General features: G+C 70.7%; 16 protein-coding genes. 9 read left to right on the top strand and 7 right to left on the bottom strand.

The window, feature by feature from the left end; all coding sequences use genetic code 11:
• Nucleotides 1–477: a GreA/GreB family elongation factor gene (locus ACF08B_RS25280; protein WP_392319519.1), complete on the bottom strand. Its 477-nt coding sequence runs from the start codon at nt 475–477 to the stop codon at nt 1–3.
• A gap of 465 nt (nt 478–942) precedes the next feature.
• On the opposite strand from ACF08B_RS25280, the gene ACF08B_RS25275 reads away from it, so the two are divergent.
• Complete coding sequence (locus ACF08B_RS25275) at nt 943–2367, top strand: phytoene desaturase family protein (protein ID WP_392319518.1); 1425 nt, start codon at nt 943–945, stop codon at nt 2365–2367.
• Nucleotides 2368–2440: 73 nt separating this feature from the next.
• On the opposite strand, the gene ACF08B_RS25270 is transcribed toward ACF08B_RS25275, so the two are convergent.
• Nucleotides 2441–3445 (bottom strand): cation diffusion facilitator family transporter, encoded by a 1005-nt coding sequence (locus ACF08B_RS25270; RefSeq protein ID WP_392319517.1) that lies wholly within the window; start codon nt 3443–3445, stop codon nt 2441–2443.
• A 378-nt stretch (nt 3446–3823) separates the two neighbouring features.
• Between ACF08B_RS25270 and ACF08B_RS25265 the strand changes: the two genes are divergently transcribed.
• Complete coding sequence (locus ACF08B_RS25265; protein ID WP_392319516.1) at nt 3824–4528, top strand: DUF5707 domain-containing protein; 705 nt, start codon at nt 3824–3826, stop codon at nt 4526–4528.
• An 88-nt stretch (nt 4529–4616) separates the two neighbouring features.
• Nucleotides 4617–5177 carry a GNAT family N-acetyltransferase gene (locus ACF08B_RS25260; RefSeq protein WP_392319515.1) on the top strand — a complete coding sequence of 187 codons (561 nt, stop codon included), beginning with the start codon at nt 4617–4619 and terminating at the stop codon, nt 5175–5177.
• A gap of 69 nt (nt 5178–5246) precedes the next feature.
• On the opposite strand, the gene ACF08B_RS25255 is transcribed toward ACF08B_RS25260, so the two are convergent.
• Complete coding sequence (locus tag ACF08B_RS25255) at nt 5247–6755, bottom strand: FAD-binding oxidoreductase (protein WP_392319514.1); 1509 nt, start codon at nt 6753–6755, stop codon at nt 5247–5249.
• Between the two features lie 339 nt (nt 6756–7094).
• On the opposite strand from ACF08B_RS25255, the gene ACF08B_RS25250 reads away from it, so the two are divergent.
• Nucleotides 7095–7616, top strand: a complete 522-nt coding sequence (locus ACF08B_RS25250) for a hypothetical protein (RefSeq protein WP_392319513.1) — start codon at nt 7095–7097, stop codon at nt 7614–7616.
• A 290-nt stretch (nt 7617–7906) separates the two neighbouring features.
• The gene (locus ACF08B_RS25245) at nt 7907–9382 is read left to right on the top strand and encodes a vanadium-dependent haloperoxidase (RefSeq protein WP_392319512.1); all 1476 of its coding nucleotides are present in this window, start codon (nt 7907–7909) and stop codon (nt 9380–9382) included.
• A 377-nt stretch (nt 9383–9759) separates the two neighbouring features.
• Here ACF08B_RS25245 and ACF08B_RS25240 read toward each other — a convergent pair whose 3' ends face one another.
• Nucleotides 9760–10407, bottom strand: coding sequence for a TetR/AcrR family transcriptional regulator (locus ACF08B_RS25240; RefSeq protein ID WP_392319511.1), 648 nt, complete (start codon nt 10405–10407; stop codon nt 9760–9762).
• 438 nt (nt 10408–10845) lie between these two features.
• On the opposite strand from ACF08B_RS25240, the gene ACF08B_RS25235 reads away from it, so the two are divergent.
• A complete protein-coding gene (locus tag ACF08B_RS25235) occupies nt 10846–12321 on the top strand; it encodes an aldehyde dehydrogenase family protein (RefSeq protein ID WP_392319510.1) in 1476 nt (491 codons plus the stop codon).
• Between the two features lie 22 nt (nt 12322–12343).
• Here ACF08B_RS25235 and ACF08B_RS25230 read toward each other — a convergent pair whose 3' ends face one another.
• The 3 genes from ACF08B_RS25230 to ACF08B_RS25220 all read right to left on the bottom strand — a co-directional run bounded on the left by ACF08B_RS25230 (nt 12344) and on the right by ACF08B_RS25220 (nt 15004).
• Nucleotides 12344–13540, bottom strand: coding sequence for a helix-turn-helix domain-containing protein (locus ACF08B_RS25230; RefSeq protein WP_392319509.1), 1197 nt, complete (start codon nt 13538–13540; stop codon nt 12344–12346).
• A 120-nt stretch (nt 13541–13660) separates the two neighbouring features.
• Nucleotides 13661–14185 carry an NAD(P)H-dependent oxidoreductase gene (locus ACF08B_RS25225; RefSeq protein ID WP_392319508.1) on the bottom strand — a complete coding sequence of 175 codons (525 nt, stop codon included), beginning with the start codon at nt 14183–14185 and terminating at the stop codon, nt 13661–13663.
• Nucleotides 14186–14221: 36 nt separating this feature from the next.
• Complete coding sequence (locus ACF08B_RS25220; protein WP_392319507.1) at nt 14222–15004, bottom strand: thioesterase II family protein; 783 nt, start codon at nt 15002–15004, stop codon at nt 14222–14224.
• A 1309-nt stretch (nt 15005–16313) separates the two neighbouring features.
• Between ACF08B_RS25220 and ACF08B_RS25215 the strand changes: the two genes are divergently transcribed.
• From ACF08B_RS25215 to ACF08B_RS25205, 3 genes are read left to right on the top strand one after another with little or no spacing between them, the layout of a single operon-like run.
• A complete protein-coding gene (locus ACF08B_RS25215) occupies nt 16314–19415 on the top strand; it encodes an amino acid adenylation domain-containing protein (RefSeq protein WP_392319506.1) in 3102 nt (1033 codons plus the stop codon).
• Nucleotides 19408–22185, top strand: coding sequence for a beta-ketoacyl synthase N-terminal-like domain-containing protein (locus ACF08B_RS25210; protein ID WP_392319505.1), 2778 nt, complete (start codon nt 19408–19410; stop codon nt 22183–22185). Before ACF08B_RS25215 ends, ACF08B_RS25210 begins: the two co-directional genes overlap by 8 nt.
• Complete coding sequence (locus ACF08B_RS25205) at nt 22179–23783, top strand: aldehyde dehydrogenase family protein (RefSeq protein ID WP_392319504.1); 1605 nt, start codon at nt 22179–22181, stop codon at nt 23781–23783. Before ACF08B_RS25210 ends, ACF08B_RS25205 begins: the two co-directional genes overlap by 7 nt.
• The last annotated feature ends 7 nt before the right edge of the window (nt 23784–23790 follow it).

The raw sequence follows: 23790 nt of genomic DNA, 5'->3' as shown, positions 1-23790 counted from the left end.
TCAGTCCCCGCCGGGGGTGTCCCCGATCGACACGACGACCACACCGGTGTGGCCGTCCGGGGTGTCGTACTGCACGCTGTCGCCCGGGCGGCAGCCGAGGAGCGCACGGCCGAGCGGGCTGTCCGCGGTGACCAGTGTCTGGTCCAGAGCCTCGGCGACCTCGCCGACCTGGAGCGTCTCCTGCGAGCCGTCCGCGAAGCGGACGGTGACCGTGCTGCCCACCCCGACCACGTCGGTGGGGGCGGGGCCGGCCTGCGACGACTCGCGCAGTCGTTCCTCGATGTCGTCGATACGGCGGTCCAGGCGGTCCAACTGGTCCGCGCGCTGCAACTCGTCGGCCTGGTCGGCCTGATCACCCACCTCGGTGTCGCTCTTGAGGGTTCCGGCGACCAGCCGGCGCTCGTCGCGCAGGTCGGCCAGCTCCTGCTCCAGGGCGCGCCGGGCCTCGGCGCTGATCGGCTCGGGACCACCGGTCATGTCTGCTCCTCCGACGGAGACGGAACAGCCGGACGAAGATCGACAAGTCCGACATTCCGCATCATATCAATCGGGTGCCGAGGTGTGAGCCCGTGCCCTCCCCTCGCCGCGGCCACCCCCGCCACCGCCTCGCGGGTCTCCGGTAGAGGTGTGAAACATCCGGAGATACGGTGTTTGTCGGTACGTACTCGCCTGTACGTTCTCCGGAGCCGCACGGTCTCCGTCCGTCCCCGTCAGGAGAGGTCCATGTCCTCGAAGCGACGCCGCAAGAAGAAGTCCCGCCGCAAGCACTCCGCGAACCACGGCCGCCGTCCCCAGTGCTGAGGCGCCGTAGAGAGACGGCCGCGGTACCGGGCGCCCGTCCCTGACGGCCCCGTCCCCGGTCCGGCCGGTTTGTGGGGCGGGCGGCTCCACCGGCAGACTCCTCCCCGTGAGATCCATGACTCCGCGCGGCCGGGCCGCCTCATGACGTCCGCCGTCGTGGTCGGCGGCGGGCCCAACGGACTCGCCGCCGCCGCCCTCCTCGCCAAGGCCGGGCTGGCCGTCACCCTGTTGGAGGCGGCGGACGAGGTCGGCGGCGGCACCCGCAGCTACGAGGCACTGCTGCCGGGACTGCTGCACGACCACTGCTCGGCCATCCACCCCATGGCCGTCACCTCGCCCGCCCTGCGCGCACTCGATCTCGAACGGCACGGGCTGCGCTGGCTGTTGGCCGACCTCGACTGCGCCCACCCGCTCGACGACGGGAGCGCCGGGGTCCTCGCGAAGTCCGTCGAGGACACCGTCCGGCTGCTCGGTGCCGACGGCGACCGCTACCGCGCACTCGTCGAGCCCTCCGTACGCCGCTGGGACGCCCTGGCCCAGGACGTGATGGGCCCCCTCCTGCGGATCCCCTCGCACCCCCTGCTCCTCGCGCGCTTCGGTCTGCCGACCGCCCTGCCGGCCACCGCCCTCGCCCGCCTCTTCACCACAGCGCAGGCCAAGGCCCTGTGGGGCGGCGTCGCCGCGCACGCGTTCCGCCCCCTGCACCGGCCGCTCACCTCGGCGATCGGACTGGGCATCCTCACCGCCGGACACGCCGCCGGATGGGCCGTGGCCGAAGGCGGCTCCCAGGCCATAGCGCGCGCCATGGAGAGTGTGCTGCGCGAGCACGGCGGCACGGTCCACACCGGCGTCCGCATCACCGACCACCGGCAGATCCCGCCGGCCGACGTCACCCTCCTCGATCTCGACCCCGGCCAGATCGCGGCGATCTACGGCGACCGGCTGCCGCGCCGGGTGCGCGCCGCCCACCGGCGCTTCCGCCGGGGCCCGGCCGCCTTCAAGGTCGATCTGGCCGTCGAGGGCGGCATTCCCTGGCGGAACGCGCACGCGCGCCGCGCCGGCACCGTCCATCTGGGCGGCACCCTCGCCGAGGTCGCGCGGGCGGAACGGGAGGTCGCGGCCGGCCGTATGCCCGAGCGTCCGTTCGTCCTGGTCGGCCAGCAGTATCTGGCGGATCCCTCCCGTTCGGTCGGCGACGTGCACCCGGTCTGGGCGTACGCCCATGTCCCGTACGGCTACGACCGGGACGCGACGCAGGCCGTCCTCGGCCAGATCGAACGCTTCGCCCCCGGTGCCCGCGAACGCGTCCTGGGCGTCCAGGTCACCAGCCCCGGTGACTTCGCCGAGTTCAACCCCAACTTCGCGGGCGGGGACATCATGACCGGCGCCGAAACCGTCTCCCAACTGGTCCTGGGGACAAGGCCCACCCTGGATCCCTACTCCACCGGGCTGCCCGGGGTCTTCCAGTGCTCGGCGGCCACCCCGCCCGGCCCCGGGGCACACGGCATGTGCGGCGCCAAGGCGGCGGCAGCGGCCCTGCGCCACGTGGGATTCGGCGGCATCTGAAGGGCTTTCACGCGAGCCGAGGTGTGTCGTCCGACGGGTGGTGGCGCACCCGAGCCGAGGTGTGCCTGCCGCCTCAGCCGCCGCGGCGCCTCGGCGTCGGGTCCAGATAGACGCGCCGGATCGCCGGAAGCAGCGCACGCAGACGCGCCTCGGCGTCCTCGCAGGCCCACTCGATCTGGTCCGACGTGGAGATGTTCCGGAAGTCGACCTTCGCGGCGATGAGGATCTCCTCCGGGCCCTGCACGAGAGTGATCAACTCCCAGACCTCGTCGATGTGCTGAACAGCCATCAGCTCACCGCGCACCGCGTCCCGCATCGGCCGGGGCAGCGCGCGGCCGATGAGCAGTTCGGCGTTGGAGCGGCCCAGGACCCAGGCGACGACGAGCAGCACCCCGATGAGGATGGACGCCGCGCCGTCCCACGTACCGGACCCGGTGAGCTGGCTGCCGAGCAGCCCCAGCCCCGCCAGCACCAGCCCGACGAGGGCCGCCGAGTCTTCGAGGACGACCGCCTTCACCGCCGTGTCCGGGGTGCGCCGGAGGTAGTGCAGGACGGGCATGCGGAAGCGCCTCGCCCTCCCGGTGGCCTGCTTGAGTCCCGTGCGCAGGGAGAGTCCCTCCAGCACGAACGCGATCGCCAGCACGATGTACGAGTACAGAGGGTCGCCGGGGCTGCGCTCGTGGGTCAGCGCGTGGACGCCGTCGTACAGGGCGAACACCCCGCCACCGACGAAGGTGGCGACGGAGGCGAGCAGCGCCCAGATGTAGCGCGCGGGGCCGTACCCGAGGGGATGGTCCTCGTCGGCGGGCTTCGCGCCGCGCTTCAGGGCGGTCAGCAGCATCAGCTCGGTCACCGTGTCGGCCGCCGAGTGCACCGCCTCCGCGAGCATGGCACTGGACCCGCCGATGACGCCGACGACGGCCTTGGCGAGGGCGACTCCCAGGTTGGCCGCGGCCGCCACCACGACGGTCGGCACCGACCCGCCGGCCGCGGAGCCGGGCCCCGCCTCGACCACCGATCCGAATCCCGTACCGGTACCACGCCTCGGCTCCGGCCCGGGCCCACCGCGTCCACCCATGCCGCGAAACTATCCTCTTCCGCCCGCTCACTCCCGCTACGGCCGCCGATCGACCCCAGGAACCGCGCGGTCGGACCCCCCTCAGCCGGACGCGGGCTCAGGCGCACGTCGGCCCGCTGCCCGAGAACGGGGGAGGGGAACGCGGGCACGAGGCTCGAGGGAGGGATTGAGGGTTCCTCACCTCTCGTCGTGGCTCGAAAGAATCTGTACGATGCGTGCGCCCGTGGGCTCTTGTCGGGGGGACGCCCAGCCGGGGCCCTTCTTCTCACCGTGGGGATGCATATGCGCACACGCGCTTCGGTCGCCGCTCTGTCCGGTGCCCTGGTTCTCGCTTCGGCTCTGGTGTTTCCCGCTGCCGCGCAGGCGCACGCGGGGCCCATGACCGATGACGACACGACGATCACGAAGGTCGTCGTCAACGGAGGCAAGGACATCGTCCTCGGCACCTCCGCCAAGAAGTCGTTCACCGCCACGGTGACGGCGTCCGACCCGGACGGCGTCACCGGCGGCTGGGTAGCCCTGTGGCACGGCACCTCCTTCGACGACCAGGGCAGGGACGGCGTTCTGGTGCCCGCCGAGGAGGGGTCGGGCGCCTGCGTGGCGGCCGGTGCCCAGACGTCGACGTGCACGGTCCACTTCACCGTGGCGCCCAAGGTGGACATGACCAAGAACTCCTATGCGGGCACCTGGCACGCGTACGCCATCGCGTACGGCCGCCCGAGCGGTTCCGTCAGCGACGGATACGCCGGCTCCGTGCACATCAAGCGCAACACCACGCTGACCGCGAACGCCTCGCCCGAACCCGTGGCCCATGGCCGGACCATCACGGTCAAGGGCACGCTCACCCGCGCCAATTGGGAGACCCATGCGTACGCGGGTCTGAGCAACGTGTCGGTGAAGCTCCAGTACCGCAAGTCGGGCACCAGCACGTACACGACCCTCAAAACCGTCACCAGCGGCTCCGGCGGAGCGGTGAAGGCCACCACGACAGCGAAGGGCGACGGGTACTACCGCTTCTTCTACGCGGGTACCACGTCCACCGACGCCGCGACGTCCGCCAGCGACTTCGTCGACGTCCAGTAGCAACCCGGCGCCGGCATCGCGAGGTCGGCCGACAGTACCCGAACAAAGCTGTTGAACTGCCAGGCCCGCCCTAGGCATGATCAACACTGTGGACACGTACTTGGAGACCGAGCGCCTGACCCTGCGCCGTTTCACTACCGACGACGCGGACCTGCTGATCGAGTTGGACAGCGACGCCGCGGTGATGCGCTTCCTGACCGGGGGGATGCCGACCGCCCCTGAGGTTGTCCGTGAGCAGCACCTGCCCAACATCATCGCCGGCTACGAGAGGTGGCGCGGCGATCTTGGGCTGTTCGCCGCGCACGAGAAGAGCGGCGGCGCGTTCATCGGCTGGTTCTGCCTGCGTCCCGAGCCCCAAGGCCCGCTGGACGAGGTCGAACTGGGCTACCGGCTACGGCAGGCGGCTTGGGGCAAGGGTTATGCCACCGAGGGCTCGCGGGCTTTGCTGGGCAAGGCGTTCACCGGGCTTGGTGTGCGCATGGTCTGGGCCGAGACGATGACCGTGAACCACAGTTCGCGCAACATCATGGAGAAGCTCGAGATGACGCTCGCGGCCACCATCCCCACTCCCGCGGACATGGAGATGATCGAGGGCTCTGAGCACGGCGGCGTACGGTACGAGATCACCAAGGAACAGTGGGAGCAGTAGGACGACTTCAGCGGCGACTGCATGGCTGAGCCCCCTCACCGGTCGGGAGGGGGCTCGAGCCGGGCTCAGTCAGCAGACCGCGGGCGGGACGCTCTGCTCGTACTGGAAGACGTTCTCGGGGTCGTACTTCGCCTTGATCCTGCGGAGCCGGTCGAAGTTGTTCCTCCAGTAGGCGGTTGGCCAGTCCTGCTGCGCGATGTTCGGCACGTTGACGTAGGCGCCGTCCACGTAGGTCCGCAGGGCCTGGCTGAACTCGGCGATCCAGGCCTGGCACCGCGGGGTGAGCGGGTCGCAGACACCCGGCTGGTCACTGCGCTTCCCCCAGCCGACACCGGGTTCGGCGTAGAAGAGCGCGTCGCGGTGTGGGAAGGCGGTGCCGCCGCGGGGGCTCTTCCTGACGTTCCCGCCGAAAGCCTGGACGAAGAAGTTGCTGTCATCCGTCGGGGCGCTCCTGATGAACGAGTCGACGATGTCGATCGCGTCGCCCGGGAACGGCTTCCTGCTGAACTGCGAATGGAACTTCCAGTTCGCCGGTTCCTGCTCGATCGGGATCTGGAATCCCGCGTACACGTCGCCCCAGTTGCCGACCTGCGTCGTGATGTCCGGGCTGTCGATCGACAGGATCGGGGCCAGCAGCCTCTTCGTCTCGTCCGGCGTTCCTTCGGGGAGAACCCCGAACAGGAAGATCTGGTTCCTGTGGATCTCGAGCTGGGTTCCGAGGCGGGCGTCGGTGGTCGGTGCCGTCCGCTGGTATGCCTCGAAGATGGCTCGGAGGTTGTCGATGCCCTGCCACGTCGCCTGGAGATAGGTGACGCTCCTCAGCGGAGCCACTCTGTAGGTCAGTGACGTGACGATGCCGTAGTTGCCGTTCCCCGCGCCGCGCAGAGCCCAGAGCAGGTCCGAGTGGTGGTCCAGGTCCACCTTGATGGCCTTGGCGCACTTCTCGCCCGACGGGACGACGATCTCGGCCCCCACCAGGCTGTCGCAGGCCATGCCGAGCCAGCGGGTGAGGAAGCCGAATCCGCCGCCGAGCGTCGCGCCGGACAGGCCCACGCTGCCTTCGGTGCCCGTCGTCACCGCGAAGTTCTGCTTCGCGAGCGTGGTGACCGCTTCCTCCTGGTTGAGGCCGGCGCCGACCGTCGCGATACGCGACCTGGCGTCGATGTGGACCGACTTCAGCTCGCTGATGTCGATCACGAGGCCGTTGTCCACGTTCGACCAGCCCTCGAGGTTGTGGCGGCCGCTCCGGATCCGCAGCGCGACGTCGTGCTGCCGCGCCCACGTCAGGGCGTTGACCACGTCCTGGGTGTTCTGGGCGAAGACGATGACCAGCGGATAGTGGGAGAAGAGCTGGTCCCAGCCGAGGCGCGCGTCCGTGTATCCCGAGTCCTCGGGGCGGACGATCCGGCCGGTCAGCTTCGCCGGCCCGCACTCCCCTCCGTACGCATCGCCCCCGGATACCCCGGTCACGGCGTCCGCAGCGGGGGCTGCGGCGGCCGGGGTGCCCGACACGACGACTGCACCGGCACCGGCGACCGCAGTCGCCTTGAGCAGTCCGCGACGGGAAAAGTCGTTCATGGTCCGTGTCCTCTCGACCACCAGAACGCGTGAATCGGTTCTTTATGGATGATTTCGGCGAGGTGGACCGTAGCAATGGCGACCAAGATGGACCGGTTCGACACGCTCGTCACCACGGTCAAGGATCCGAACGTCCTAGCTCCCCCGTCTCGCGCGTCGGCCTCGCGGCGAGACCCTGTGCCGGTCGGGGCGGTCGTGCGGCTGCGCGGGTGACCGCTTATTTCATCGTGTTTCCGCGATGTCCCATCTCGGGAATCGGTGCATTCGTACAGCCCTCATTCCCCACTTTCGACGCCTTGAAAGACAAACACAATTATCGCGCCGCAAGGAGGAGGTAATATGCTGGTGAACAATTCAACCCCGGTGAAGGGTGTCCGTCTCACTGCGCCCTGTGGTGCGTGGACCCGTTCGAGGGTTCTCGCTGCCGTCACCGCCGTCGGCGTCCTCGCCGGCCCGCTATTCACGCAGTCATCGGCGTACGCCGCCGAGAGGTCCGACCGTTCCACACGCGTCACGTCCAAGCGTGCCCACTCCGCGGACGAGTGCGCGGACTCCTCGGGGTTCGCGCTGGTGGTCGATCTCTATCTCAGGGACGCCGCGGCGGCGCGTGCGTACGACAAGCTCGTGGCGCGGACGGTCCCCAAAATTCACGCCAACGAACCCAACACGTTGGTATACACGGAGAATCAGCCCGTCGGCGGCGGAATCAATCGAGTCCAGTACGAACTCTACCGCGACAAGGCGGCGTTCACCTTCCACAGCAACGCGTCCTACGTGCGGAAATACGTCGCGGAGCGGGAGAAGTACATTGTCGGATACAAGGTGACAAAATACTGCCTGGTCGGCGGATTCATCAGGTGATGCAGCGATATCCGTCCCGACCGGTATTCCAGCTGTAGATCGTTGGGGATCGGCCTTCACCGCGAGCCTGGGTGGTTGCTCGCGGTGGACCGAGTGCCTCGCTCACACGAGTGAGAACTCCACTTCTGGGCGATCGCAACCAGGTTGGCTGTCAATCATGACTGGATGAGCATTTCCGCATGAATCCCGAGGTCATACAAGACGCATGACGTATCGGCGTGGTTGATCTTCATTTCGGCATATCCGACCTTACGCTGCCGCTGTCGATCAGCGACGTCGAAAGGAATGCCGTGCCCCTCGATCCCCGTCATGGCCGTCGGTCGGCCGCGAAGTCCGTGCTCCCACGCTCGAAGTCCCGTGCCGGCAGAAGCCCGGGACGGCTACGAACCGCCGCCGTCGCCGGTGCCCTGCTCGCCGGTCTGAGTCCCGTGGCGGCCGGTGCGCCACAGGCCGCCGCCGCGGCAGGTCACAAGGACGATCCGACGCAGTACTGGAACAACGTCCTGGCCCAGACGTTCCGCAATGCGAGGGGCTGGGACGCCTCGCCCGGCAAACTCTCCAGATCCGGGGCCATGGTCTTCGCGGCGATCTACAACGCCGAGAGCGCCTATCAGTACACGTACAAAACCCTGAAGTACGAGCCGTACCTCGACAAGCCGCTGAAGTACGCCGACAAACACTCGCGGCCGAGTCCGGACGAGGAGGAGCGGCTGATCGACCGCACGGCGTACCGGATCATCTCGCAGCTGTACCCGAGCGATCAGGCGTACATCGACGCCCGGTACAGGGCCCGGACCGGCCGTTCCCCCCACTCCTACGACCCCCTCGACCGCCTGGTGGTCGACCCCGTGGTGAGGCAGATCAACAAAGCCAGGGCGGGCGACGGTTCGAACAACCCCGCTGTCTACAGCGGCGACACCACCACACCCGGAGCCTGGCGGCCGACGGGTGAACAGGACTGCAAGAAGCCGAGCGACGCGGTGACCCCGAACTGGGGCAAGGTGAGGCCGTTCGTGCTCCGCTCCGGCTCGCAGTTCCGGCCCCCCACCCTGCGCGGCTTCACTTCCTATGCCGATCTGGTGGCCAGCCCGCAGTACGCGGCCCAGCGCGACGAGGTACGACGGGTCGGTGCCGTCGACTCCACCGAGCGCACCTACGACCAGACCGTCATCGGCTGGTTCTGGGACCACGACCTGGACGACACGTACCACCCCCCGGGCCAACTGCTCGAGCTGACCGGGATCGTCGCCAAGAAGTTCAAACTCGACACGTACGAGACCACCCACCTGTACGCCCTGTCGGCGCTGGCGTTGGCTGACGCCGGGATCGCGGCCTGGGACTCCAAGTTCGACTCGCCGATCGACCTGTGGCGGCCGGTGTCCGCGATCCAGGCGACGGGCGGCGCGAACGCGACCTGGGAGCCCCTCAGCGCGGACCGCTCAGGAGCACCGTTCACCCCGTGCTTCCCCGCCTGGACCTCCGGGCACGCCAACTTCACGGCCGCGTGGGCGAGCGCGATGAAGCACTTCTTCGGCCGCGACAAGGCCTCGTTCATCGCACACTCCGAGGACCCGCACACCATCGAGGCGTACCGCCGGATGGACAGCTTCAGCCAGGTCGCCGAGGAGGGCGAGTTCAGCCGCCTCTGGCTGGGCATGCACTTCCGCTGGGACGCCGAGGACGGAAGGGCGATCGGTACCAACGTCGGCGACTATGTGTTCGGCCATGCGCTACGGCCGACGCGAAAGAACGGTCCGCAGCACTGATGAAGTAACTGCGTCGGTGGTGCGGAGAGGGTGCCCACGGCGGGTGGAGACAGCTGCCGCTGACGGGACCCCGCGCCGAACTGCGGGCCCATCGCGACTGCATCGCTTTGGGCCCGTCGGTGCGTTCGGCGACAGGGCGGCTCGGCCGGAGGCATGGTGACGTCCGGGCCCTTTCGGATCTCCCTGGATGTCGTCGAACACCTCGGTCCGCGTCACCAGTTGGGGCTGCCTTGCGGACCGCCCGGCGCCGGCACGGCCCGCTCCTACCGGGCACCGGTGCGCCCTGGGGAATCCACGGGATCGGCCGGGCGCATCCCTGGGAATCCACAGTGGTGACGGGGGAGACGTCCTGTCAGGATGAGAACAGCCCCGGAGGGTCAGGCGTCATCGGCGAGGCCTGTGTCATCCTCCGCATCGAAACGCGGCGGGGAGGCGAGCGTCGCGTCCACCATGCGGGCGAGCGTGGCGTCGTCGTACCCGTCGCCGTAAAAGACGCTGCGGAACATCATCGCGCCGGCCCACATCTCCAGAGCCAGTGAGACGTCGGTGTCCTCCGGCAGGTCACCCCGATCCATGGCACGCTGCAGGACGGTGCGGGACCGGGCCCGGCGCGGCTCGATCACCTCCTCGCGCAACTGCTCGCGCAGGTCGGGATTCTGGGACATGTCCGCCACCAGCGCGGGCAGGATGGCCTGCACCTGCACGGACCCGAAGAAGCTGGCGAGGGCCTGCTTCGCCACGCTCAGCAGCTCGTCGCGCGTATCGCCGGTCTCCGCGGTGGGGACCTCCTTGAGTCGGCTGCGGACCGCGTCCAGGACCAGAGCCGCCTTGTTGGGCCAGGAGCGGTAGAGCGTAGCCTTCCCGACCTTGGCGCTGACGGCGACCTGCTCGATGGTCATACGCGAGTATCCGCGCTCTTCGAGTTGTTCGAGCGTGGCCGCGAGGATGCGTTTTCTCGCCTCGAGGTCCCGGCGATGTGGACCACTCGCATCCACGACGTTCTGCAAGGTTCGCTTCGTCCCCATTCGCCTCTCCTGCGCTGCCTGTTCCGGGTGACCGGACGTCCGACGGACTCGTGTCAGAACGATTCGGTTCGTATTCATTATGGGTTGCGGCAGCCCGCCCCGTGCCGTGGGGCGACCGGCCGGCGAGGGGAGATGGCGGTCGCCTTCGTCATTGCGCGGGCCGGCTACGCGTGGGGGCGTCGGCATGAGCAGGGCGGAGGGTTGGGGCCCGAGGGGTGCTGCTTCCCTGCCGTGTGTCTCGAGCGAGGGATTCTCGGCTCGCGGGTGAACTCGGCGGGGAGGATGGGCCCTTGTGGGGTTCCCGTGCGCGATGCTTTACTCTGTCAGAACGAATCGTTTCGTTTCAGACTAGGAACTTGGCACGCTGCTGTCAAGACTCTCCGGGCCCGCCGCGATGCCGCGGCGGCCCGTCCGGCCGCCACGAAAGGGCACGCAGGCATGGTCTCCACCGCAGATTCCCGGACGGCGGACCCGGACTCGCTCGGACCGGCGGCCCCCCGGCCGACGGCCGGCTTCCCCGTGGACGACGAGGAGACCGTCCGGGGCAAGGTCGCCCGGGCCAGGAAGGCCACCTCGTGGTGGCGGGAGATCGGTCACGAGGGACGGCGCTCCCGTCTGCTGGAGTGGCGGCGGCTGATGGCCCGCCGACTGCCCGAGATCCTCGACCTGCTCGAACGGGAGAACGGCAAGGTGCGGGCCGACGCGGTCATCGAGATGACGGCGGCCCTCGCGCACGTGGACTGGGCCGCGCGCAACGCGCGCAGGGTCCTCGCACGGCGCCGTGTCCCTTCGGGACTGCTCATGGTCAACCAACTCGCCACCGTGGAGTACCGGCCCTACGGGGTGATCGGTGTGATCGGCCCGTGGAACTACCCCGTGCACACCCCACTCGGCTCGATCGCCTACGCCCTGGCGGCCGGGAACACGGTGGTGTTCAAGCCCAGCGAGTACACCCCGGCCATCGGGCGATGGCTCGTGGACACGTTCGCGGAGGCGGTGCCGGGACGGTCCGTGCTGCAGCTGACCACCGGGGACGGCGGCACCGGTGCGGCGTTGTGCACGTCCGGCGTGGACAAGGTCGCGTTCACCGGCTCCCCGGGCACCGGCGCTCGGGTCCTCGCGGCCTGCGCGCCCACGCTCACCCCGGTCCTGCTGGAACTCGGCGGCAAGGACGCCCTCGTGGTGGCCGAGGACGCCCATGTTCCGGCCGCTGTGGAGGCCGCGCTGTGGGGCGGGTGCAGCAATGCCGGCCAGTCCTGCGCGGGTATCGAGCGGGTCTACGTGGCCGACCCCGTGTACGACGAATTCCTCACCCTGCTGGCCCGCCGGGCCCGGGAGGTGCGGGCCCGCACGGACTTCGGGCCCATCACCATGCCGGGGCAGCTCGAGGTGATCCGCCGGCACATCGAGGACGCCCTGTCCCGGGGCGGTCGTGCGGTCGTGGGAGGCCCGGAGTCGGTGGCGCCGCCCTACGTGACCGGCCCCGTGATTCTCGCCGACGTCCCCGAGGACTCGGCGGCGGTGCGGGAGGAGACCTTCGGGCCGGTACTGGTGGTCAACCGGGTCATGGACGCGGCCGAGGGCGTCGAGCGGGCCAACGATTCCGCCTACGGGCTCGGCGCGGCGGTGTTCGCGCGCCGCCGGGCCGGCGAGCTCGCCGACCGGCTGAACGCGGGCATGGTCAGCGTGAACGACGTCCTCACCTTCCCGGCCGTACCGGCCCTGCCGTTCGGCGGTCGCGGAAAGTCCGGCTACGGACGTGTGCACGGAGCCGACGGGCTGCGGGAGTTCGCGATGCCCACCGCCCGCACCCGCAAGCTGTTCGACGTGCCGCTGGCCGTGACCACCTACGCGCGTGGCGCACGGGACATGGCCCGGCTCGAGGGGCTGATCACCTGGCTGTACTCCCGGTGAGGTCCCGGCACACGGACGCGGCTCAGGCGAGCTCGACGGCCGTACGGGAGGTGACCAGCCCCATGTAGTCGCGGCAGTCGAGGCCGGTCAGTTCACGCCAGCGGTCCAGTCGGTAGGTGAGCGTGTTGGCGTGCAGGTGCAGGGCGCGGGCCGCGGCGGCGATCGAGAAGCCGTGGTCGGCGAAGGTACGCACCGCGTCGGCCAGATGAGGCTGCGCACGCGCCGTGGCGCGAGCGGCCTCGAACAGGGGCTCGGCACCGGCCGCCGGGTCCTGCGCCAGCGCGAACAGCCACACGTCGGCGTACCGGTGGACGCCCTGACGGTGTCGTGCGGCGCGCAGGGCACCGCGGGCGTCGGCGAGGCTGCGCCGGGCTCCCGCCGCCCCCTGCCTGGACAGACCCACGCCGATGGTCGTCGCGCCGGCCTCCGACAGGGCGTTCTCGACCGCGACCGCCTCCGTGTCCTGACTGAGCAGGACCAGGTGGCCGTCGGTGTGGACGACGGCGCAGCGGCCGGGCTGCTGTCGCAGGCGGGTGTGCAGGAGCCGGCCGGTCGTGCCGTCGTCGGGCAGCGGCGCGACCCAGGCCTGGAAGCGTCCCGCGGTGTCCATGTCCAGACGGTCCAGTACGGTCCGCACGTCGGCATCGGGTGCCGATCCGTCCTCCAGGAAGTTCAGCAGCTGCTGTCCCAGCACGCTGACGTCGAGCCAGGTTCCGACGAGTGCCTGCTGATGGCCCGCGCCCACGGCGGCCACGACATTCTGCAGCCACAGCATGGAACGCTCCATCGCGCCCACCAAAGTGGTGAGGAAGTCGCCGCGGGCAGAGCTCCAGGGGAACCCGATCCACACCGCGCGCAGGGCGACGTAGAAGCTGAGGGTCAGCTCCTCGGACGGGATGCCCTGCACGGCCCGGCGGGCGCCGTAGATCCGGGCGAACTCCGTCTCCGCCGGGGTGGTGGCCGTACGGGACTCCGCCACCGCGTCGATCCCCGCGCGCAGGAACTGCCGTACGGTGGCGGTGAGCTCGGCGCGGTCCTGGCCGCAGTCGCTGAAGCTGGGCAGCTGCTCCAGGACCGCGGCCGTGGCGCCGTCGGCCAGCCGGTCGAGGCGTTCTCGGAGGACCTCGGCAAGCTCCGCCGTCGAGGTCTCCTGCCGACTCGGTTCCCCCTGCGAGGGTTCCCTTTCCCGGGAGGGCCCCTCGTCCGTGCCTATGTGCATACCCGTCCCATTGATGGAGCGTCACCAGTGCTTTTCCAGGGACGACCATAGCCGCGGGATCGCGACGGGCGGACAGACAGGTGCCGTGCGGAGGTTCGGGCGGCCGCGCCGGCCGCCGAATCAGACGCCGACCTGCGCGGCGCGGACCGCCGCGTGCAGACGGTCCGCCGCACGCTCCAGGGTGCTCGGCGCGGCGGCGTCGGCTCTCAGCTCCCGGGTGGTGAGGAAGCATCCGGGGACGACGTGACGGCCCCCCATGCTGTTCAGGACCGGCAGCAGCGCGAAGTCCAGCGCCAGCCCGTGCAGGGGGGAGTCGCCGGTCGCCAGCGGCAGGACCGCCTTCCCGCCCAGCGCGTCCCGGGGCAGGACGTCCAGGAAGACCTTCAGCAGGCCGGAGAAGGACGCTTTGTAGACCGGAGTGCCAAGGACGACCCCGTCGGCGGCGGCGAGCGCGGCTGCCGCCCGCTGGAGCGCCGGCGCGGTGGGGTCGGTCGCCATCAGGGGTGCCGCGGGCAGGTCCCGCACGGACAGCCAAGCCGTGTCGTGTCCCAGGTGTGCCAGCCGGGGCACGACGGCCCGCCGCAGTGCCGCCCGGGTGGTGGAGCGGGCGGACGGGCTCGCGCAGACAACGAGGATGGTTCCCATCCGGGCGTCCCTTCTCATTCTGGTAGTGGCTTGTGCTCAGTTGGCGACGAGGGCGCCGTCCCATTCGGTGTCGGTGCTGCTCCCCGACGCGAGCAGTGTCATGTCGGCCAGGAGCCGGGGTACCTCGTCGCTCTGCCAGGGGAAGAAGTGGTCGCCGTGCAGGATGCGCAGCCCCAGCCAGCGCCGGGTGAGGTGCTGCCACGGGACCATCAGCGGCGGTGGGTAGAGGGGGTCGTGGCGTCCCGCGAGCGCGATCAGTGGTACGTCGAGCGGAGCTCCCGGGGCCGGTGCGCCGGCCAGGATTCGCAGTCCCGCCCTGGCGGCTCCCAGTTCCGCCGTGCGCAGGCCGGGTGAGGCCGCGACGCCCGGCGGGGCCTGGCCGAGTCGGCCGAGGTGTGCCCGGAGCCGGTCCGGTCGCTCCGCGAGCACGCCGTTGGCCTTGCGGTCCAGTCGGTCGGCGGGACACAGGGCGGCCGGTACCAGGAGGGAGGGGGGTGCCCCCTGGGCGCACAGGCGGCGGGCCGTCTCGTAGGCCAGGAGCGCGCCGGTGCTGTGCCCGAACAGCACGAGAGGCGACGCGAGGGCCAGCGGGGCCAGCTCGCGGCTGACGTGGTGGACGATCCGCTCCACGCGCTCCTCGGGCTCCGTCCCGACCCGCGTCCCGTGGCCGGGCAGTTCGACGGCGGTGAGTTCCACCCCCCGGGGCAGCATCGGCGCCCAGGAGCGGTAGACGGAGGCTGAACCCGCGGTGCAGGGAAGACACACGATCCGGGCGCGGACGCGGGCGACGGGCTTCACGGTGCGGAGCCAGGAGTTCACAGGTCCTCCACGGGCCGGGGCGGGAACGCGAGGTGTGGTGCGGACGGGCGGGTGCCGTGCCGAAGCGGCAGCGGAGCACGGACGGCGTGGCGGGAGGTCCCGCGGCTCGCGCAGCCCCGGGCCGGGTCAGGGGCCGAGGCGGTCGTCCTCCGCCCGGCGTGCCGGGCGGAGGAAGGGGAAGTGATGCGGATCGAGCCGGCCGGGTGCACGGCGGTCGCGAACCGCCGTCCGCCGTAGGTGAGATGGCGGATGCCGGGCCGCTCACGGAGGCGCCAGCAGGGGCGGGCGTTCCCGCCGGAACGACCGGCATCCGGCCGGGTCGCCGATGCCGTGGCGTGGGTGTGGAACGGAGATGTGGCGCGGGGCGGGTCCGGCATGTGAGGCCCGGCGGGGCCGGCCGGGCTCCTGCGGACGGTCATATCGGATCACGGCCGGAGCAGCGCATGGTTTTCCCCCTGAGTGTGGTGCGGCGCAACCCGCCGCACGGAATTCCCGGCATGTCTGCGCGGGGCGGAATCAGGTCGCCCGCCGTACTGCGGCAGGCGTACCGACGGAATCAGCGGACGAGATCGGGTGATTGCGCCGACGAAGTTCGTCCACTGGCGTTGGAAGTGGTCGTCCTAGCGGCGGTGAATGGCCGTTCGACGACTTACGGGGCGGCACAGTACTTGCCGGTAACCGGAAAAGCAACCGGCTTGCCAGGTGGCTGACGCAGGGACTCCGGATGCGTGCGGCGTGCATGATCAACGCTTGACGGGAGCGAGGGTGATGCCTAGATTGGAACGAGTCGGATCGTTCTCAGTTGCGGGGGGACAGCCGCCGAGGCGCACCCCCGAAGCACGCGGAACAATCGCGACCGACTGCGAAAAACCCCACCCTGGCCAGGCACTTGACCATGTCGCCGGTGGGTAGGGCGGTGTCCGGGCGAGCCCGCTGCCGCTCATCATGCTCAATGAACGGGGGAGTTCATGAAGTTGGCATCACTCGCGCCACCCACTCACGCCCTGGCCGCGCTCGCCGGGATCGGCGCCTCGCAGGCCCACCGGGCCCTCTGATCCACTTCCAGGCCGTCACGCCGACCGGCGTGGCGAAGATTTCGCCTGCGTGAATTCGGCGCACCCGCACCGAGGAATCCAACCCTCGTCGGGCCCGTGCATCACTCACGGGTGCCTTCCGCCGAATTCCCTCGTCACCCGACGTCGACGTGTGCTTTCCGCGTCGAATTCATACGACTCACGAGAAGTCCGGCTCATGCGGCTCGACTCCTGCCGCCACCGGGCCCCTGATGACGTGAAGTGGGAATCCATCCATGGAAACACGGTCTTCTGCCGCGCAAGCCACACCCGCGGAACTCAAGCTGTACACACACGCCCAGATACATCCCGAGGACCCCGCCTACAACCTCGCGGTGGCGTTCCGGATCACCGGCGACCTGGACCTGCCGCGCCTGCGACGAGTCCTCGGCCGGCTCGGCGCCGGCATCCGCGCCCTCAACACCTCGTTCGAACGCCACGAGGGACAGGTCCGGGCCGTCCACCACCCCTGGCGGCGCAGCCCCGAGGACCTCGTACCCGTCACACGACTCGACGGCGACGGCCGCCGCACGGTCACCGACCTGCTCGCCCGGCAGGCCGACACACCTCTCGCGCCGGACGCCCCACGCCAGTTTGCCTTCCACCTATACCGCGACGACGAAGCGGTCTACCTGACGATGTTCTTCTCCCACCTCGTCGCCGACGGCTACAGCCACTTCAACCTCGTACGCGAGATTGCCCGGCTCTACGACGATCCCGACGCCGAGCTCCCCGACTCCGTGCTGGACGCGCCGTCCACGCTGGTCCGGCCGAGCCCACCGACCGAGCAGGCACTCGCCTTCTTCCGCGAGCAGCTGGCCGGCATGACCGCCCTGGGCGACGACCGCCTCCAAGGCCGCCGCGGTCCCGACGGCATCCTCCACGGCGAGGAACGTCACCTGCTGCTCGGCACCGAGACCAGCGCGCTGGTCCGGCAGCGGGCCGCGGAACTCGGCTGCACGCCGTTCACCTTCTTCCTCGCCGCGTACCTCGTCACCTACGCCCGGTGCACCGGCGGCCGGACCCCCGTGGTCGGTGTCCCCCTCTCCAACCGCCGCGGCCCCCGCCAGCGCGCCGCCTTCGGCTACTTCGTCAACACGCTGCCTCTCGTGACCGACCTGACGGAGTACGACACCTTCGCCGACCTGTGCGTGTCGCTGGAGGAGAAGAAGACCGAGATGCTGCGGTACCAGGACTTCGACCTGGCGGCCGCCGCCCGCGACGTCTGTCCCGGCGCCCTGGACGGCCCGTTGAGCGCCGACCAGGCCTTCACGTACTACAAGCAGCCGCTGAAGGTCCGACTGGGCGACTGCACGGTGCAGCAGCTGCCGCTGCACCGCACGGCCGTCAAGTACCCGATGTCCATGAACGTCGAGGACCACGACTCGGACTTCGAGATCCATGCCGAGTGCTCCCACCGGCAGTGGGACGGCGACCCCCTGGCGGTGATGCACCACGTCGTGCGTCTGGTGGCCGAAGCCCCCGAACGCCGCATCACCGAGCTGCCCGCCCTGGACGGTCCCGCCCGGCAGCGGCTGGAGGCGCTGGTCAACGCGCACCACGCCGAGGACCGGGACCCGGCCCTTCCGGCGTCCCTGGCGGACTGGTTCGAGTCCGTCGCCCTCGCCCACCCCGATCGCACCGCCGTGGTCCACGACGGCGCCACCCTCACCTACCGCGAACTGAACGACCGTGCCGACCGCGTCGCCAGGCAGGTGGAGGCACACGCCCCGGGCGAGTACGTCGGCATCGCGATGCGCCGGAGCCCGCAACTCATCGCCGCCGTCCTCGGGGTGCTCAAGGCCGGCCGGGCCTACGTGCCGCTGGACCCCAACTCGCCCGCCTCACGCATCCACCAGATTCTCGCCAGCTTCCCCGGCGGACTGCCGGTGATCGAGGACGAGAGCCGCTGGCCCGACGCGGAAGGACTGTCCGCCCTCCCCGCCGGTGACCCGGCCGGCTCCGTACAGCCCGGCCCCGCCACGAGGCACCCCGACGACTGCGCCTACGTCATCTTCACCTCCGGATCGACCGGCCGCCCCAAGGGGGTGCGCGTCACCCACCGGAACGTGATGCGCCTGCTGGACGCCGCGCAGTGCGACTTCCGATTCGGCGCCGAGGACACCTGGAGCCTGTTCCACTCCTACGCCTTCGACTTCTCCGTATGGGAGATCTTCGGCGCCCTCCTCCACGGCGGCCGCCTGGTCGTCGTCCCGGAAGACACCGCCAGGTCCCCCGAGGACTTCCGGCGCCTGCTCGTCCGGGAGCGGGTCACCGTGCTCAACCAGACCCCGTCCGCCTTCAACCAGCTGCTGAAGGTGCTGCGCCCCACGGACGCCGACGACCTGGCGGTCCGGCACGTCGTCTTCGGCGGCGAAGCCCTGCGCTACGCCGCGCTCCGCCCCTGGTTCGACCTGATGGGCGAACGCGCACAGCTCGTCAACATGTACGGCATCACCGAGACCACGGTGCACGTCACCCGCCACGAGGTGACGCCCGACCAGGCCGAGACGGAGACCGCCTCGGTGATCGGCCGCCCGCTGCCCCACCTCACCGTCCGCGTGGTGGACCAGGACGGCCACGCCTGCCCGCCGGGGGTCCCCGGCGAGATCCTGGTCGGCGGGGCCGGAGTCACCCTCGGCTACCTGGGACGACCCGAGCTGAACGACGAGCGGTTCCCGGTGGTCGACGGCCACCGCGTCTACCGCAGCGGAGACCTCGGCCTCATCCGGCCCGACGGCACGCTGGTCCACCTCGGACGGATGGACACACAGGTACAGCTGCGTGGCTTCCGTATCGAGCTGGGCGAGGTCGAGTCCGCCTACCTCGCCGTCACCGGCGTCGTGGAGTGCACCGTCCGACTGGACGAGCGCGAACCCGAACACCCGTCCCTCGTGGCCTTCGTGGCCGGCCCGGACCTGCCGCCCGACGCCAAGATCCGCCAGGAGGTGCGCGACCGGCTGCCCGCCTACATGGTGCCCGCCCGCGTCGTGCGGGCACCCGCCCTGCCCCTGACCGTCAACGGCAAGGTCGACGACGCGGCCCTGCCCTGGCCCCTCCTCACCGACCAGCCCACGAGCCCGGCCCCGGCAGCCGCGGACACCACGGCCGCCACGGTGCACCAGGTGTGGAGCCGGGTGCTGCACACCACCGCCTTCGGTCCCGACGACAACTTCTTCGACGTCGGCGGCACCTCCCTGCACATCGTCGAGGTCCACCGCCTGCTCCAGGAGGAACTCGACGTTCCCGGGCTGGAGATGCTCCAGCTCTTCACCCACACCACCGTGCGCCGGCTCGCGGCGCACATCGAATCGACACGGGGGACAGCACATGCCTGACAGCCGGACGAGTGGCGGCGCCATAGCGATCGTGGGCATGGCCGGTCGCTTCCCCGGCGCCCGGGACACCACGGAGCTCTGGGAAGGCCTGATGGCGGGAAAGGAGTCGGTCCGGCGGTTCGAGGACGACGAACTGGCCGCCGCGGGCGTGCCCGCCGAACAGGCCGACGCCGACGGATACGTACGCCGTGGCGCCGACATCGCGGACGCCGACCTGTTCGACGCCCGCTTCTTCGACGTCACCCAGCGGGACGCCAAGCTCATGGACCCGCAGCACCGGATCTTCCTGACCTGCGCCTGGCGGGCGATGGAGGACGCCGGCACCGCGCCGGGCCCCGACTACGGCCCCGTGGGTGTCTTCGCCGGCACCAGCCTCAGCACCTACCTGCTCTCCAACGTACTGGCGTCGAAGGAGTTCGCCGGCACGGCCCTCAGCTACCCGGTGCTGCTCGGCAACGACAAGGACTTCCTGGCGACCCGCGTGTCGTACAAGCTCAACCTGAACGGCCCCGGCCTGAGCGTCCAGACCGCCTGCTCCAGTTCCCTCACCGCGGTGCACCTGGCCTGCGCCGCCCTCGAGCGCGGCGAGATCAAGGCAGCTCTGGCGGGAGGCGTCAGCATCACCGTGCCGCAGACCGGCGGCTACCGCTACCAGCAGGGCGGCATCCTGTCCCCGGACGGCCACTGCCGCCCGTTCGACGCCGACGCGGCCGGCACGGTCAAGGGCAACGGCTGCGGAGTCGTCGTCCTCAAACGGCTGGCCGACGCCCTCGCCGAGGGAGACCGCGTCTACGCCGTGATCCGTGGCACCGCCGTCAACAACGACGGCTCCGACAAGGTCGGCTTCACGGCCCCCGGCCCGAACGGCCAGCAGTCGGTCATCCGTGCCGCCCTGGAGGCCTCCGCCCTCGACGCGGCGGACATCGGCTACGTCGAGGCGCACGGCACCGGCACAGCCGTCGGCGACCCCCTGGAGCTGATGTCGCTCGCCGCCGCCTACCGCGCGGCCGGCGGACCCGCCCCCGACTGCCGCATCGGCAGTGTGAAGGCCAGCGTCGGCCACCTCGACGCGGCGGCCGGGATCACCGGTCTCATCAAGACGGCCCTCGCACTGCACCGCCAGGCCGTGCCGGCGCAGATCAACTTCGACCGGCCGAGCCCGCACACCGACCGCACGCTGCCGTTCACGGTGCCGACCGAACCCGTCCACTACGCGGACACACCGCTCGCCGCGGCCGCGGTCAGCTCCTTCGGCCTCGGCGGCACGAACGTGCACTGCGTCCTCGAGGCCGCTCCCGCACCCACCGTGCCCGCCGACGAGGAGGCCGGGGTCCACCCGCTCGTCCTCAGCGCCCGCGACGAAAAGGCGCTGCGCACCGCAGCGACCGAGCTCCTGCACCACCTCGCCGACGACGCCACCGCCCCCACGGTCCGGGACCTGGCCTACACCCTGTTCACCGGCCGTGCCCGGATGGCCGCCACGCGCGTCCTCGATGTCACCACCCTCCAGGAGGTGCGGGCCGGACTGCACGCGATCGCCGCGGGGGCGGCCGCCGGCGAGGAACAGCCGCCCGCACGCTGGCCGGGAGCCCCGGGACGCAAGGTCTCCCTCCCCGGCCACCCGCTGCACGAGGAAAGCCATTGGATCCGGCCCGACCTCGAGCCGGCCGGCACCGCCAAGGACTCCGCGCCGCCGATACCGGCCGGCAGCCCCCGCACTCCCGCGTCCGGCCGGGGCGCCACGGGCCGCACCCTGTCACGGGTCCTGTCCGTCCTGGAACAGCACCTGGCCATGGCGGACATCGCCCCCGACGACGACTTCCACGACCTCGGAGGGGACTCGATGCTCGCGGTCGAGGTCACCACCTGCCTGTGCGAGGAGTTCGGCGTCGATCTCGGCCACGACGAGTTCACCGAACTGCGCACGGCGGAGCGGATCGCGGAACGGCTGGACGCCCTCGTCACCGGCACGGGCACCCCGTCCGACGGTCTCGTCAGCCTGCGGGAGGGCACCGGCCGGCCGCTGTACCTGATACACCCCGCAGGCGGAACCAACTTCGTCTACACCGGACTGGTCGCCCACTCCCGGTCGGCCGTGCCCCTGACCGCCCTGTCCTTCCCCGCCGACGTGAGCACCGCACCCACCTCCCTGCGCGGGCTGGCCGCGCTGTACCTGGAGCGCATCCGCGCCCGGCAGCCCCACGGCCCCTACCGGCTCGGCGGCTACTCCTTCGGCGGCAACGTGGCCTACGAGATGGCGCTTCAGCTCCAGGCCGCCGGCGAGGAGGTCGAGGCACTGGTGATGCTGGACAGCTACCCGCCCGAGACCTACGTCGGCCGGCACCTGAGCGACGAGGAGTTCTCCGACGCCTTCCTGCTGCTCCTGGACGCCGTCGCGGAGGACGGGCCGGACGCCCAGGAGCTGCGCGCGAAGGGCTTCTACCAGATCTGGAAGCACAACTACGACCTGCTCAAGGCGCACTACCCCGACCAGCGGTTCCGCGGGGACGCGGTCCTCCTGCGCGCGGAGGAGGCCGGCAACACCCTCCGCCTGGACACCGCGCTGCGCATGAACCTCGTCGACAAGACGCTGTGGCAGGCGCACCTGTCGGGACACCTGACCGAGCGCAAGGTGCTCGGCGACCACTTCTCCATGTTCGCCGAAGGGGAGCCCGTGCGGGCCCTGGCCGCGGCCTTCGACGAGACCCTCTCCGCATTCGACCGTGCCGACGCCGGCGGCGCCGGCCAGGAGGTGAACCGACCGTGCTGACCTACGGCTCCTACATCGGCGGCAACCAGACCTACACCGGCGAGTGGACCCACACCGTACGGGCGTCCGCCATGCTCGACGACGTCATCGGCTCCATCCGCACCAAGCGCGACCTCGACCGGGGCCGGCTGCCCGCGGACCGGGCCCCCGAGTCGGTGATCGGCCGCTGCGCGGTGGGCGGCCACCACGACGTCGAAGCCGCGCTGGCCGCCGCCTCCGCCGCGGTCCGCACCTGGGCCGCCACACCCCTTCGGGACCGCCTGCGGTTCGTGGCCGAACTGCACCGGCTCACCCGGGAGAAGCACGACGACATCGTCGAGATGCTGGTGGCCGAGGGCCATCCGCGGGCCCTCGCCCGCTGGGAGGTGTCCGGCATCCTCGTCAACACCCGTGAGGACACCCGGGAGTTCCTGGCCACGCAGCTGGAGCAGCACATCGACGCGGGCGAGCGGCGGTTCACCCTGCGCCGGGTGGCCGACGGCGTCGTCTGCCTCAACCCCCCGCAGAACGCCACCCTGGCCAACGCGATGCTCGGAGCGTGGGCACTGGCCGCGGGCAACGCCCTGGTCGTCCGCGCGCCCCGGAGCGCCCCGCTGGGCGTCCTGCACGCCATGCACGAACTGGTGGTCCCCGCCCTGGAGCACGCCGGAGCCCCACCCGAAGTACTGTCCGTCGTCTGCTCCGACGCCCCGCAGACGCTTCAGCAGTGGCTGACCAGCCCGCTGGTCGACGACATCATGTACTTCGGCGGCAGCGAACAGGGCGTGGCGTTCGGCGCCGAGTGCGTCCGGCACGGCAAGAAGCCCGTACTGGAACTGGCCGGCAACGACACCTGCGTGGTCTGGCACGACGCCGACCTCGACCTGGCCGCCGCCGCCCTCGCCGAGGCGTTCTACGGCTCCGGACAGATCTGCATGGTGCCGAACTGCGCGGTGGTCCACCCGGATGTCGCCGACGAACTGCTGCACAAGCTGGGCGAACTGGCCCGCCGTATCAGGCCGGGAATGCCCGAGGAGCCCGACGTCCTGCTGTCCCCGGTCCGGCGCACCGACGCCTTCCAGGAGGTGCTGGGCGAGGCCCTCGACCGCGGGGCCCGGCTGGTGTGCGGCGGCCGGCGGCTCGACGTGGACGGCACGCCGAACGAGGTCAGCGGCCTGTTCCTGGAGCCCACGGTGATCCGCGTGGACGGGCTCAAGTCGGCGCGCGACCTGCGCGCCGTACGTGAGGAGACGTTCTTCCCGCTGCTTCCGGTGGTGGTGCCCGACGCGTCGGACGCGGACCTGCTCGAACAGGTCGTGGAGTTCACCGACGCCAACCAGTACGGACTGCGCAACTCGCTGTGGGCGCGGGACCCCGAGGTGGTGCGGGCGTTCGTGGCCGGCGTGCGCAGCGGCGGACTGCTCAAGGTCAACGACTCCCACATCGGATTCCTGCCCGTGCTGCCCACCCACGGCGGCACCGGCCTCACCGGCGGTCCCGGCGGCGAGGCGAACTACCCGGCGCTGCGTACCAGCCACCTCCAGGGCGTGAGCGTGGCCGCCGGGATCGATCCGGCCGACGCCGTGTTCGCCGGCACCGACGAACGGGGGACCCTGTGATCCGCGC

The organism is Streptomyces sp. NPDC015139, from assembly GCF_043079785.1.
Lineage (GTDB): Bacteria > Actinomycetota > Actinomycetes > Streptomycetales > Streptomycetaceae > Streptomyces > Streptomyces albidocamelliae.
Note: the sequence above shows the minus strand (reverse complement) of the source record. Positions and strands in the feature narration are given on the sequence as shown.

Excerpts from the sequence above, each read along its gene's own strand:
- ACF08B_RS25280 (WP_392319519.1), bottom strand. The coding sequence starts at position 477 with ATGACCGGTGGTCCCGAGCCGATCAGCGCCGAGGCCCGGCGCGCCCTG.
- ACF08B_RS25275 (WP_392319518.1), top strand. The coding sequence starts at position 943 with ATGACGTCCGCCGTCGTGGTCGGCGGCGGGCCCAACGGACTCGCCGCC.
- ACF08B_RS25270 (WP_392319517.1), bottom strand. The coding sequence starts at position 3,445 with ATGGGTGGACGCGGTGGGCCCGGGCCGGAGCCGAGGCGTGGTACCGGT.
- ACF08B_RS25265 (WP_392319516.1), top strand. The coding sequence starts at position 3,824 with ATGACCGATGACGACACGACGATCACGAAGGTCGTCGTCAACGGAGGC.
- ACF08B_RS25255 (WP_392319514.1), bottom strand. The coding sequence starts at position 6,755 with ATGAACGACTTTTCCCGTCGCGGACTGCTCAAGGCGACTGCGGTCGCC.
- ACF08B_RS25250 (WP_392319513.1), top strand. The coding sequence starts at position 7,095 with ATGCTGGTGAACAATTCAACCCCGGTGAAGGGTGTCCGTCTCACTGCG.
- ACF08B_RS25240 (WP_392319511.1), bottom strand. The coding sequence starts at position 10,407 with ATGGGGACGAAGCGAACCTTGCAGAACGTCGTGGATGCGAGTGGTCCA.
- ACF08B_RS25235 (WP_392319510.1), top strand. The coding sequence starts at position 10,846 with ATGGTCTCCACCGCAGATTCCCGGACGGCGGACCCGGACTCGCTCGGA.
- ACF08B_RS25230 (WP_392319509.1), bottom strand. The coding sequence starts at position 13,540 with ATGCACATAGGCACGGACGAGGGGCCCTCCCGGGAAAGGGAACCCTCG.
- ACF08B_RS25225 (WP_392319508.1), bottom strand. The coding sequence starts at position 14,185 with ATGGGAACCATCCTCGTTGTCTGCGCGAGCCCGTCCGCCCGCTCCACC.
- ACF08B_RS25215 (WP_392319506.1), top strand. The coding sequence starts at position 16,314 with ATGGAAACACGGTCTTCTGCCGCGCAAGCCACACCCGCGGAACTCAAG.
- ACF08B_RS25210 (WP_392319505.1), top strand. The coding sequence starts at position 19,408 with ATGCCTGACAGCCGGACGAGTGGCGGCGCCATAGCGATCGTGGGCATG.